Origin of the sequence: Nocardia jejuensis NBRC 103114, assembly GCF_001613145.1 — a bacterium.
Taxonomy (GTDB): domain Bacteria; phylum Actinomycetota; class Actinomycetes; order Mycobacteriales; family Mycobacteriaceae; genus Nocardia; species Nocardia jejuensis.
In genome coordinates this window covers 26,045-38,686 of record NZ_BDBU01000068.1, presented here as the reverse complement: position 1 = coordinate 38,686, position 12,642 = coordinate 26,045, and the positions used below count along the sequence as shown (strand labels likewise).

Annotated in this window: 9 protein-coding genes and 1 pseudogene; 6 read left to right on the top strand and 4 right to left on the bottom strand. The window is 68.5% G+C overall.

The genetic code is table 11. The features are described 5' to 3' along the window. The first annotated feature begins 461 nt into the window (after positions 1-461). The 5 genes and pseudogenes from NJ1_RS35900 (at position 462) to purM (ending at position 7,641) form a co-directional block, all read left to right on the top strand. Positions 462-2,048: an ABC transporter substrate-binding protein gene (locus NJ1_RS35900; protein WP_084479207.1), complete on the top strand. Its 1,587-nt coding sequence runs from the start codon at positions 462-464 to the stop codon at positions 2,046-2,048. After that, positions 2,048-3,070, top strand: coding sequence for an ABC transporter permease (locus NJ1_RS35895; RefSeq protein WP_067704196.1), 1,023 nt, complete (start codon positions 2,048-2,050; stop codon positions 3,068-3,070). Before NJ1_RS35900 ends, NJ1_RS35895 begins: the two co-directional genes overlap by 1 nt. Before the next feature lie 50 nt (positions 3,071-3,120). Beyond that, positions 3,121-4,029 (top strand): annotated as a pseudogene (locus NJ1_RS35890) (ABC transporter permease); the annotation flags it as partial. Between the two features lie 569 nt (positions 4,030-4,598). Beyond that, positions 4,599-6,416 (top strand): ABC transporter ATP-binding protein, encoded by a 1,818-nt coding sequence (locus NJ1_RS35885; RefSeq protein WP_067704181.1) that lies wholly within the window; start codon positions 4,599-4,601, stop codon positions 6,414-6,416. A gap of 145 nt (positions 6,417-6,561) precedes the next feature. Continuing rightward, entirely contained in the window at positions 6,562-7,641 is a 1,080-nt protein-coding gene (gene purM, locus NJ1_RS35880; protein ID WP_067704178.1) for a phosphoribosylformylglycinamidine cyclo-ligase, read from the top strand. 361 nt (positions 7,642-8,002) lie between these two features. Here purM and NJ1_RS35875 read toward each other — a convergent pair whose 3' ends face one another. From NJ1_RS35875 to ygfZ, 4 genes are all read right to left on the bottom strand, one after another. Beyond that, a complete protein-coding gene (locus NJ1_RS35875) occupies positions 8,003-8,221 on the bottom strand; it encodes a DUF3073 domain-containing protein (protein WP_067704175.1) in 219 nt (72 codons plus the stop codon). 175 nt (positions 8,222-8,396) lie between these two features. Further along, a complete protein-coding gene (locus NJ1_RS35870; protein WP_067704172.1) occupies positions 8,397-9,359 on the bottom strand; it encodes an asparaginase in 963 nt (320 codons plus the stop codon). Then, a complete protein-coding gene (locus NJ1_RS35865) occupies positions 9,356-10,069 on the bottom strand; it encodes an MOSC domain-containing protein (protein WP_067704170.1) in 714 nt (237 codons plus the stop codon). The genes NJ1_RS35870 and NJ1_RS35865 overlap by 4 nt, the downstream gene beginning before the upstream one ends. Continuing rightward, positions 10,066-11,181 carry a CAF17-like 4Fe-4S cluster assembly/insertion protein YgfZ gene (gene ygfZ / locus NJ1_RS35860; protein WP_067704168.1) on the bottom strand — a complete coding sequence of 372 codons (1,116 nt, stop codon included), beginning with the start codon at positions 11,179-11,181 and terminating at the stop codon, positions 10,066-10,068. The genes NJ1_RS35865 and ygfZ overlap by 4 nt, the downstream gene beginning before the upstream one ends. A gap of 494 nt (positions 11,182-11,675) precedes the next feature. Here ygfZ and NJ1_RS35855 point away from each other — a divergent pair, with 494 nt between their 5' ends. Continuing rightward, entirely contained in the window at positions 11,676-12,602 is a 927-nt protein-coding gene (locus tag NJ1_RS35855; protein WP_067704165.1) for an aminodeoxychorismate lyase, read from the top strand. The last annotated feature ends 40 nt before the right edge of the window (positions 12,603-12,642 follow it).

Below are 12,642 nucleotides of genomic sequence, written 5' to 3'. Positions count from 1 at the left end.
TGGTTGGGCGCGGGCGCGCCGGGAGGTGGTCGGGCGCGGGCGCGCCGGGAGGTGGCCGGGTGATTGCCGCGTGCCGGTGGCGGCGTCGCGGCGAGTCGTGGGGCGGGCCGGCGATCGAGGCTCGGGTGGATTGTCCGGAGAGTGAAGATCATTCGGTGGCGAGAAGTTTGCTGGAGAATATCTCCGTTGTCTCGCGGAGTGGGACGTCCCACCTTTCAACCGGTTATAACCGCAGGCGAGAGCCCGCAGGCCACGCGATCGCGGGCGGAATGCGGGCCAAATCCGTTGGCGCACTTGTGACAACGGCGCGTGCGTGTTCATGACCGAAAAATGATCCGTTTGTCCATAAACGCAACATGTCGGCAACGACACGCCGATACTGTCCGCAGCCAAACGAAGTCCACCGCGGCGCGGCGGGGCCGCAATCCGGCACGCGCGCCGCGTTTCGAGAGTGGGGCAGTATGCGCGCGAAGAGAGTTGCGGCAGTGGGAGTTGCGGGACTGACGGTCCTGGCGATCGCCGGCTGTGGGTCCGGACGAACGGGAGGCGGCGGGGGTGACGCCGGACTGGTCATCGGCACCACCGACAAGATCTTCTCCCTCGACCCGGCCGCGGCCTACGACAACGGCTCGCTGGCGGTGGAGACGCAGGTCTATCAGTTCCTGCTGAACTTCGCTCCCGGCGAGGCGATTCCGAAACCCGATGCGGCGCAGAAGTGTTCGTTCACCTCGCCGACGGTGTACAGCTGCACGCTCAAGCAGGGCCTGAAATTCGCCAACGGCAACCCGCTGACCTCGGCCAGCGTCAAGTTCTCGTTCGACCGAATGCTGAGTCTCAACGATCCCAACGGCCCGGCCTCGCTGCTGGGCAACCTCGCCAAGACCGAGGCCGCCGATCCCCTCACCGTCAATTTCACGCTGAAGGTGCCCAACGACCAGACCTTCGCGGCGATCCTGCCCACCCAGGCCGGCGCCATCATCGACGAGAAGTCCTTCCCGGTCGACAAACTGCTCGACGACAACGAGGTGGTGAAGGCCAAGCCCTTCTCCGGTCCGTACACGATCAGCAGCTACGACAAGAACAAGCTTGTCTCGTATCAGGCCAACCCGGATTACGACGGCACCTTCGGCAAGGCCAAGACCGAGAAGGTGTCGGTCAAGTACTACGCGGCCTCGGAGAACCTGAAACTCGAAGTGCAGCAGGGTGATATCGACGTCGCCTACCGATCGCTCACGCCCACCGACATCGACTCGCTGCGCGGAGACAGCAAGGTCACCGTGCACGAGGGGCCCGGCGGCGAGCTGCGCTACTTCGTGTTCAACATGAACACCATGCCGGGCGGCACCCCCGCCCAGAAACTGGCGCTGCGCAAGGCCATCGCCTCCTCGCTCGACCGCGACGCGCTGGCGTCCTCGGTCTACAAGGGCACCTACTCCGCCGCGTACTCCTCGGTGCCGCAGGGTGTTCCGGGCGCGACCGAGCCGTTCAAGGACATCTACGGGGCCAAGCCGAACAAGGACGCCGCCACCAAGTTCCTGGCCGAATCCGGCCTGCCCGCCCCGGTGCAGCTGAACCTGCAGTACAACACCGACCACTACGGCAGCACCTCCTCGGAGGAGTACGCCGCGATCAAGGCGCAGCTCGAAGCGACCGGGCTGTTCAAGGTGAATCTGCAATCCACCGAATGGGTGTCGTACCAGAACGAGCGCGCCCGCGACGGCTACCCGATCTTCCAGTTCGGCTGGTTCCCGGACTACCCGGACGCCGATGACTACCTGACCCCGTTCTTCGCGCCGAACAACATGCTGCAGACCCACTTCGAGGATCCGCGCATCACCTCCGAACTGCTCGCCGAAATCACCGAGGTCGATCCGGCCAAGCGCACCACCGCCCTGGCCACCGTGCAGCGGTCCCTCGCACAGGACTTCCTGCCGATCATCCCGCTGCTGTCGGGTAAGCAGATCGCGGTGGCGGGCACGGACGTTCAGGGTGTCCAGGACACCCTCGATCCCTCGTTCAAGTTCCGCTACGGCGTGCTGAGCAAGTGATCTCCGGTCAACTGCTGCGGTACCTCGGAATTCGCCTGCTGCTGATCATCCCCACCACCTGGATCCTGGTGACCGTCGTGTTCTTCCTGATGCGAGTGGTGGGCGATCCGATCACGGCGGCGCTGGGCGGACGCCTGCCCCCCGACCAGATCGCGGCACGCAAACACGCGGCCGGCCTCGACCGGCCGATCCTGAGTCAGTACTGGGACTACATCTCCGGGCTCGCCCGCGGGGATTTCGGCCGCTCACAGGACAATCGGGCGATCACCGACGTGATCGCCACCTACGGCGCGGCCACCCTGGAGCTGGTGGTCTGGGCCTTGATAGTGGCGTTCGCCGTGGGCATCCCGCTGGGCCGGTACGCGGCGACCCGCCGCGACACCGCACCCGATGTGGGTCTGCGACTGTTCGCCATCCTGGCCTACGCGGCGCCGGTGTTCTTCGTCGGTCTGCTGCTGAAACTGGTGTTCGCGGTGAAGCTCGGCTGGCTGCCGGTGGCCGGGCGCGCGAGCACCAGTGTGGAACTGGACCTGCAGAACGTGTCGCCCAAGACCAACATCCTGGTTGTGGACGCGCTGCTGTACGGCGATATGGGATACCTCGAAGACGTGCTGAAACACGCTGTGCTGCCCGCGATCGCGCTCGGCCTGCTGACCGCGGGAGTGTTCCTGCGGCTGGTGCGGATCAATCTGATCCAGACCCTGCGCAGCGACTTCGTGGATGCCGCGCGCGCCAGGGGACTGTCCGCCCGAGTGGTCACGCGGCGGCACGCCTTCCGGAACGCGCTCATCCCCGTCGTCACCGTCATGGGCATGTACATCGCCAGCATGCTCGGTGGCGCGGTGCTCACCGAGCGCACCTTCGAATGGAAGGGCCTGGGTTACCAACTCACCGAATATCTGCAGGCGCGCGACTTCATCGCGGTGCAGGGGATCGTGGCCTTCATCGCGCTGGTGGTGGCGGTCATGAGCTTCTTCGTGGACGTGATCGTCGCGCTCATCGACCCGAGGGTGAGGTTCTGATGACCGCTGCTCCGGAAGTGATCACCGAACCGGCCGCGCCGCCGCTCGAAATGAGGGGGCGGCGGCGCGGCATACCCGGTCTGCGACTTTTCGCGCTGACGCACGGATTGCAGCGCGCCACACTGGTGTTCGGACTCGCGCTGATCGCGTCGTTCCTGGTCATCGCGGTCTTCGCGCCGCTGCTCGCGCCCTACGGATTCGCTCAGAACTCCTCGGACGGAGTGGATTTCGTGCGCCAGGGCGCACCCTCGGCACAGCACTGGTTCGGCACCTCGGTCCGCGGCGAGGACGTGCTGTCCCGGGTTCTGTTCGGGGCCAGGACCGCGCTGTACGTCATCGCGGTCTCACTGGTGCTCTCGCTGTTCGTCGGCGTGCCACTGGGATTGCTGTCCGGCTATGTCGGGCGCTGGCTCGATCGCGTACTGGTGCTGTTCATGGACGCCATGTACGCGTTCCCCACGCTGCTGCTGGCCATCGTGGTCTCGATCGTGGTGGCGGGCGGCAACTCCAGCAGCCTGGGCGGCGTGCTCTCGGCCGCGGTGGCGATCACGGTGATCTTCGTGCCGCAGTACTTCCGGGTGGTGCGCAATGCGACGGTCTCGGTCAAGCACGAGCCGTATGTCGACGCGGCGCGGGTGAGCGGGGCCTCGGTCGGGCGAATCCTGTTCCGGCACATCCTCGCCAACGTCACCTCCTCGCTGCCGGTGATCATCACACTGAACGGGGCCGAGGCCATCCTCACCCTGGCCGGGCTCGGCTTCCTCGGGTTCGGCATCGAACCCACCCAGGCCGCCGAATGGGGCTACGACCTCAACAAGGCGCTGTCGGACGTCTCCAACGGAATCTGGTGGACCGGTGTGTATCCCGGCGTCGCCATCGTGCTGGTGGTGCTCGGCATGACGCTGGTGGGGGAGAGCCTCAACGAAGTGTTCAACCCGCTGCTGCGCACTCGGCGCGGGGTGGACGCGGAACCCGATACCGCGGCGGCGCAGGTGCCCGACGCACCGGCCGTCGCGGTATCGGCCACCGCGCCGGACGCCGCCGAAGGTGACGCGGCCGAAAGCGCCGCCACCGCACCCGGTGACTCCGTAGCCGACACCACCGAAACCGATTCCACCGCCGTGGGTTCCGATTCCGATGCCGCGGAATCGGTCCCCGGGACCGCCGCCGCGGAGGGCCCCGATGCCCCCGCGGCGGAGGTTCCGGAGGTGGGGCAATCCGGTCCTGGAGCGTCGGAGGTGGGACCGACCGACCCTGGAGCGCCGGAGGCGGGACCGTCGGGTGCTGGAGCGTCGGAGGTGGGACCGACCGACTCTGGAGCGCCGGAGGCGGGACCGTCGGGTGCTGGAGCGTCGGAGGTGGGACCGACCGACCCTGGAGCGCCGGAGGCGGGACCGACCGACCCCGGAGCGCCGGAGAAGGGAACGCCGGGCACGGGAGCGCTGGAGGCCGGGACGGCGAAGGACCGGGGAGCGTCTACGCCGCCGGGTGAGACGACGGATTCGGACGAGGGAAAGGGGACACGCTGATGCCGGACAATCGCGTCGATCGCGAGAACACCGGTCCCGCACTGGCTGTCGAGTCGCTGTCGGTCACGTTCGCCACGGACGCCGGGGCGGTGAACGCGGTCTGCGATGTGTCCTACGAGGTGTTCCCCGGTGAGGTGCTGGCCGTGGTCGGGGAGTCGGGCTCGGGCAAATCGGTGAGTTCTCGCACCGCCATCGGACTGCTGCCGGGCACCGCCCGGGTGCGCGGCAAGGTGCTGCTCGGGACCGCCGAGGTCACCGCCATGTCCGAACGACAGCTCACCGCCGTGCGCGGCGGGGATATCGCCATGGTGTTCCAGGAACCGGGCAGCGCGCTGGACCCGCTGTTCACCGCGGGATTCCAGATCGCGGAATCGCTTCGCGCACACGGCGATATGACCCGCAAGGCCGCGCGGGCCCGCGCGATCGAACTGCTGCGCATGGTCGGCCTGCCCGACCCCGAGCACCGCGTCGACTACTACCCGCACCAGCTCTCGGGCGGGCAGAAGCAGCGCGTCATGATCGCCATCGCCATCGCGTGCGAGCCCAAGGTGATCATCGCCGACGAGCCGACCACGGCCCTGGACGTCACCGTCCAGGCCGAAATCCTGGAGCTGCTGCGGGATCTGCGCGATCGCATCGGCAGCGCCATCATCCTGATCACCCACAATATGGGCGTGGTGGCCGACCTCGCCGACCGCGTGGTCGTCATGCGCGCGGGCCGTGTGGTCGAAACAGCCCCCGTGGACGAGCTTTTCGCGAACCCGCGCCACGACTACACCCGCGCACTGCTGGCGGCAGTCCCGCACTTGGGCTCCGCCGAACGCGCGGCGGCCCTGCCCGCCGCGTCGCCGGAACCGAACAGCACAGCCGGACCCGACGACTCGGCCGGAGCGGTCTCGGGAAGTCCGACGCAGAGTGCGCCCGGACCGCTGTGGAGTGGGATCGGTTCGCTGGAGTCGGTGGGATTGCCGGATGTGGAGGTGCCCGGGGCCGGATCGGACAGCGGCAGTGTGGTTTTCGATGTCGAGGATCTGGTGGTGGAGTTCCCGGGCGGGCTGGGGCGCGGTGGGTTCCGGGCGGTGAACCGGGTGAACCTCACCATCGAGCGGGGCGAAACCCTGGGACTGGTGGGCGAATCCGGATCGGGCAAGTCCACCATCGGACGGTGCGCGGCGGGATTGCAGCGGGCCACCTCGGGAGTGGTGCGGATTCAGGGCGTGGACATCACGCGACTCTCGGAGCGCAAGTTGCGGCCGCTGCGCCGGCGGCTGGGATTCGTGTTCCAGGATCCGGCCACCTCGCTCAATCCGCGGCTGACGGTCGGTGACTGCGTGGCCGAACCGCTGGTCGTGCATCGCGCCGGGAATCGGGCCGCGGTCCGGGCGCGGGTGCGGATGCTGCTCGACGATGTCCAACTGCCGGAGGGCACCGAGGGCCGCTATCCGCACGAACTGTCCGGCGGGCAGCGCCAGCGGGTCAGCCTCGCCCGCGCCCTGGTGCTGAACCCGGATCTGCTGATCGCCGACGAGCCGACAAGCGCCCTTGACGTGTCGGTGCAGGCGAAGGTGCTGGAGCTGTTCGCGCAGCTGCAGCGCGAGTGCGGCTGGGCGTGCCTTTTCATCAGCCACGACCTCGCCGTCGTCGACCAGCTGGCCGACCGGATCGCCGTGCTCTGCCGGGGCGAAGTGGTCGAGCAGGGCGACCGGGACGACATCCTGCGCCGCCCCCGCGAGGACTACACCCGCCGCCTGGTCGCCGCCGTTCCGGTTCCCGACCCGATCGAAAAGCGGCGCCGACGCGCTCGAGCCGCGGTGTGAGATCGTGCGGCGCCATCGTGGTCCCGATCACCGATGGCACCGCATGACACCGGGTAGGCACCCATACGGGTGCAAGGTCGTTATCCGACTCCGGTACCGTGAGCTGGCATCTATCCACCGATTCGGCTTGGAGCTCTCCCCGACAATGACTGAACAGACACCCAGCGGCGCCGGTGCCTCGTATGCGGCGGCCGGAGTGGATATCGAAGCCGGAGACCGGGCAGTCGAACTGTTCGCGCCGCTGGCCAAGAAGGCCAGCCGGCCCGAGGTGCAGGGTGGCCTCGGCGGATTCGCCGGACTGTTCGCGCTCAAGGGCGGCTACAAGGAGCCTCTGCTCGCGGCCTCCACGGACGGCGTCGGCACCAAGATCGCCATCGCGCAGGCCATGGACAAGCACGACACCGTCGGACTGGACCTGGTCGCCATGGTCGTCGACGATCTCGTCGTGTGCGGTGCCGAACCGCTGTTCCTGCAGGACTACATCGCCGTCGGCAAGGTCGTCCCCGAGCGCGTCGCGCAGATCGTGGCCGGCATCGCCGAGGGCTGCGTCATCGCCGGCTGCGCTCTGCTCGGTGGCGAGACCGCCGAACACCCCGGCCTGATGGGCGCGGACGACTACGACCTGTCCGCCACCGGCGTCGGCGTCGTGGAAGCCGATGCCGTGCTCGGCCCGGACCGCGTGCGCCCCGGCGACGTCGTCATCGCCATGGGCGCGTCCGGCCTGCACTCCAACGGCTACAGCCTGGCCCGCAAGGTGCTGCTGGACATCGACCGGATGCAGCTGTCCGGCCACGTCGAGGAGTTCGGCCGCACCCTGGGCGAGGAACTGCTCGAGCCCACCAAGATCTACGCCAAGGACTGCCTGGCCCTGATCGCCGAGACCGATGTGCGGACCTTCTCGCACGTCACCGGCGGCGGCCTGGCGAACAACCTGGCTCGCGTGCTGCCCGCCGGTCTGGTCGCCGAGCTGGATCGCGGCACCTGGAACCCGGCTCCGGTGTTCAAGCTGATCGCCCAGCGCGGCCGGGTCGAGCGCATCGAGATGGAGAAGACCTTCAACATGGGCGTCGGCATGGTCGCCGTCGTGGCCCCCGAGGACGCCGACCGCGCCCTCGCGGTCCTGACCGCCCGCCACATCGAGTGCTGGACCCTCGGCACCGTCAAGAAGGCCAAGGACGACGACGCCGAGCGCGCCGTGCTGGTGGGAGACCACCCGCGCTTCTGAGCGCCTGCAACCACGACAGCGCCTGGCAACCACGACAGCGGCCCCGATCACTCACGAGTGATCGGGGCCGCTGTCGTAGGTCGGGGTTCGTTCGTATCGTTCGCCCGGGCGTGCGGGCATGGGTAACGCCGGTGTTGCCCGAGGGGCAGCCGAAGGTGTGCGAAAACGCCTGTGCCCCGCTGACTTTCGATGATCGAGCATCGAAGTCAGCGGGGCGCGGACAATGAAAAACACACCAGCGCCCCTACCGTGAGGTTGGAACACCGGTGTTTCTACATGCCTCGATATCGTCGCGATCGGCGCGCATCGACGTACCAAAGGGAGGCCAGCGGCCTCCCCCGTGCACTCGATTCAATCCGAGTCAGCGACGCCAGTCGTCGTAATCGCCGTCGTCCCAGCTGGACGACGGCGTTTCCTTCGAGTCGTCCTCGCTGGAAATCACGCCGCCACTCCGCTGCTGCGGGCTGGCGGGACTTCCCGACAGCTCGCGCTGAAGGTTGTTGAAGTCGGTCGGCGCGGAGCTGTACTTGAGCTCACGTGCGACCTTGGTCTGCTTTGCCTTAGCCCGGCCGCGTCCCATGGCTGACCCCCTCGCGTCACTGCGGGGCGGCCTGGGGTTTGGTTGGCGGCCCCGTTCGAATTAATAATCTTCCTGTCAGACACTTTAGCGTGTGTCAGGCGGTCGCGCTTCCAGGAGTGGGGCAGAAAGCCTCGAAGTGCCGCCGCGAGGGGAAGATCCGGACATCGGGCAGGGGCTAGAGCACCCCGGGGACCGCTCGCACGAGGCCCACCCGGGCATCGCCGCCGAGCACCGGCGGGGCCGCCAATTCCGCGTGTGCGCCGGTCCACTCGATGCCCATACGCTGCAGAATGGCCAGCGTCAGCGGAACCCGGGCCCGATCCGCGCCGTCATCGATCTTGTAGGCGAACGCACTGCCGTCCGGGAGCGCACCCGCGTGCACGCCGTCCGCGCCGATCTTGCAGACCAGTCCCGGCGTTGCGGCCATCACCCGCAGATCCGGCCCGTCCGTGCCCGAAATCACTCGCGGATGAGCACGAATCGCGTCCGCCACCCGTCGCTCGGGACTGTCGGGCTCGGCCGTCGCCAGCGTCGCGTACGCGCGAGCGAGGTTCACCAGCGAGACCGGCACGATCGGCAAACCGCATCCGTCGATGCCCAGATCCGTCTCCGGCTCACCCGTGACATCGGCGATGGTGGACAGCACGGCCTGCTGCAGCGGGTGTCCGATATCGAGGTAGCCGCGGGTCGGCCAGTCGTTGATCTTGCAGGTCGCGAGCATGGCGGCGTGCTTGCCGGAACAGTTCATGAATATCCGGCGCGCGGCACCGGCCCGATCGCTGCCGGCCAGCACTCGGGCGCGGGCCTGTTCCTCGAAGGGGAGATCCGGCGGGCATTCCAGCTCGTCCTCGGTGAAGCCGAAACGATCCAGCAACCGCCGCACCAGCGCGACGTGATCGGGCTCGCCGAAATGCGAGGCCGTGGCGATGGCGAGTTCGGCATCGTCGATCGGCTCGAAACCATTGCGCAGCAGGGTGAGCGCCTGCATCGGCTTGTTGGTGGAGCGCGGGAAGATCGGGCCGTGCACCGCGCCCAGCTCGACCAGCGGCTCACCGTCCGCGCGCAGGATCACCGCCGAACCGCGGTGCACGCACTCGCGGAACCCCGAGCGCACCACCTCGACCAGGTCGACGCTCATGCCTCGGCTCCCTTCAGGTCGGTGACGGTGTTCTTCGTGTCATCGGCGGGTGCGCTCGCGCGCTGGGCATTCGCGTGCCGGCGGCGATGGCGCTCGACCTGCATTCGGACGTCCTCGGAAACGGTCGGCTCGGAGAGCAGGAGGGTGTCCAGCAGATCGGGGTCCGCTCCGGTGAACAGGTCGCGGACCGTGATGCCGTGCGCCGGGACGTGCACCACCCGAACCTCGTCACCCACGCCGATCGTCCCCTCGGTCAGGACCCGGAAGTACGCGCCGGTATCGGACCGCAGGGTGAAGCGCCTGACCCACTGCTGTTCGCCGGACCACTGCTGGAAGGTCGCGCACGGGACGCGGGGTGCGGACACCTCCAGCAGCGTGTCACCGACGGACCAGCGCTCGCCGAGCACCGCGTCGCTGACGGGAAGCCCACTGATGCGCAGGTTCTCGCCGAACCAGCCGGGCGGCAGGTCTCGCGCCAATTCGGTGGACCAGCGGTGCGCGTCCTCCTCGGCGTAGGCGTAGACGGCCTGATGCCTGCCGCCGTGATGCTCGGTATCGCAGACGTGATCGCCGTCCAGACCCAGTGCCCGGACCGGAACCCGGTGCGGCACAGGACGTTTGTCGATGGCGGTGCGGCCGACGCGCCCGCGCACCTCCAATTCGGCATGCACGACGCACACGGCCAGCACTCGGCCGCAGCGCTCGGTCATCGACCGCGGAGCTTCTCGACGGCGAGCCGGCCGGCCTGCGGTTCGTCATGGGCGGGAACGGAATCCGGATCGATGGCGGCCGCGCACGGCCCGGCCTCCAGCTTGGTGTCGGCCGGGACATTGCGCTTGATCAGGGCCAGCGCGATCGGGCCGAATTCGTAGTGATCGACGACGGTGCCGAGCACGCCGACCGCGCGACCGCCCGCGGTCACCGCCTCACCCGGCTCGGGGCGAGAATCGGCGGAACCGTCCAGGTGCAGCAGCACCAGATTGCGCGGCGGCTTACCGAGATTGGCGACGCGGGCCACCGTCTCCTGCCCGCGATAGCAGCCCTTGTTCAGGTGTACTGCGCCGAGTTCCTCGATGCCGCCGATCCAATTCGCCTCGTGCGGAATGGTGCGGTCGTCGGTGTCGATGCCGATGCGCGGGCGAAGGGCGGCCACGCGCAGGGCCTCGAAGGTCCACATGCCCGCCGCCTCCACACCCGCCGCACGCAACCGCGCCCACAGCTCGCCCAGGTGGTCGCGGGGGACGATCAGGTCGAAGGAGTCGTCGGTGGGCCACGGCATCCGGCGCAGGAAACCACCGCCGGGCAGCGCCACGGCCCGGTACACCTCGGGCAGCGCGGTGATGCCGAGCGCGTCGAGCAGGCTCTCGGCGCGCGGGCCCAGCAGGCTCAGCACGGCGTGATCGGGGGCGGCCTCGGGCTTCGCGTCGGCCCAGAAGACCATTTTCTTCAGGAAGCTCAGCAGATCCGGGCCGCGCTCGGCCTCGGTGTCGATCCACAGCGTGCCGTCCAGATCGGTGAGCACGAAGTGATGCAGGACCCGGCCGTTGAGATCCAGATCCAGATTCTCGGCGGAGTCGCCGTCGGCCAGCGCCGCGATGTGCTGACTGGAGATGGTGTGCAGCCAGGTCAGGCGTTCCTTGCCGGTGATCGAGATGACGAACCGATGCGAACGATCCACCATCGCGACGCGCTGCGCGGCTGCGCGCTGTTCACCCAGGGGATCGCCGTAATGCCAGGCGACCGCGGCATCCACGGAACCCGGGGGCCCCGCGACGGCCCCTGGAACCTGAAGAATCGGACTGGGCGCAACCGATGAGGACACAGACCCACCCTAGCCGTTCCGCCACGCCGGGACCGTCCCGCACGGGTCGGGGATATCACAGCGCTCGTCCGCCTGCCCGGGACTTCCGCGAGCGGGTCGGGGTCGTCTCGGGTCCGTTCGCGGGGTGCGAGCAGGTGTCGCTCCGGATTCGAGGTGCCCGGGCGTCACCCGATCGGACCGGATCGGTTGCCGCGGTCGGAGACACCGGGCAGGGCGTGGGCCGCGAGGACTCCGAGCAAGGGAGCGGGCCGCGATGACGCTGAGTCGGGCGCGGGAGCAGGTCGCGAGGACGGCGAGCCGGGAGCGGGTCGCGGGGATGGCGGGTCGGGCATGGGTCGCGAGGACTCCGAGCTGGGGAGCGGGTCGCGATGACGCTGAGTCGGGCGCGGGTTGCGGGGACGGCGCGGGTCGCAGGGACACGGTCTGGGTCAAGGTGGATGAACGTGGCGCGGGATTTCGTCCGGTTGGGGTGAGTCTGGCCTAGGGTCGGTCGCATGGTGGAACGAGTTCTGGTGACACTCGACGGCGCGATCCGGGATCCGGACGCGCCGTTGCTGTATGCGGACGATATCGGCACATTGCGCGGCGACGGGGTATTCGAAACGGTCCTGGTGCGGGAGGGGACGGCGTGCGCGCTGGAACTGCATCTGGCACGGCTACGGGGTTCGGCGGAGGCACTGGAGTTGCCCGCGCCGAACCTGGACGCATGGCGGAGCGCCGTGCAGACGGCGGCCAAGGAGTGGGGGAGCGAGCACGAGGGCTTGCTGCGGATGGTGCTCACGCGCGGGCGTGACAGCAATCACTCCGCCTCCAGCAAGCCGACAGCTACCAAGGCGAGCGGGCTGGCAGGGTCCGAACCCGCAACCACCGGTTATGTTTTGGTGCTGCCGGTGCCGGAACGGATCAAAACCGCGCGCACCGAGGGTGTTTCGGTGATCACGCTCTCGCGCGGTATCTCCATCGACCTGGCGCAGGCCGCGCCCTGGCAGCTGCTCGGCGCCAAAACCCTGTCGTACGCAACGAATATGGCCGCGCTGCGGTTCGCGCAGCGGATGGGCGCGGACGACGTCATCTTCACCAGCACCGAGCATCGGGTGCTGGAGGGTCCGCGCTCCACGGTGGTCATCGCGCGGGAGGGACAGCTGATCACGCCGCCCGCTCGCAACGGCGTGCTGCCCGGTACCACGCAGCGCGCGCTGTTCGGGGTGGCCGAGAAGGCCGGCTGGGAGTGCAAGTACCAGCCGCTGTTCACCGCCGATCTGATCACCGCCGAAAGTGTGTGGATGCTGTCGAGCGTGACGCTCGCGGCCCGGGTCAACTCGCTCGACGGACTGCGAATGTCGGCTCCGGACAATGCGGCCGAGATCGCCGAACTGGTCGATCGGGGGGTGTCCAAGCCGGGGAGCATCAACGGCTGGTGATCCGAGACCGACTTGCCGCGCAGTGGTGATCAGTTTGCGG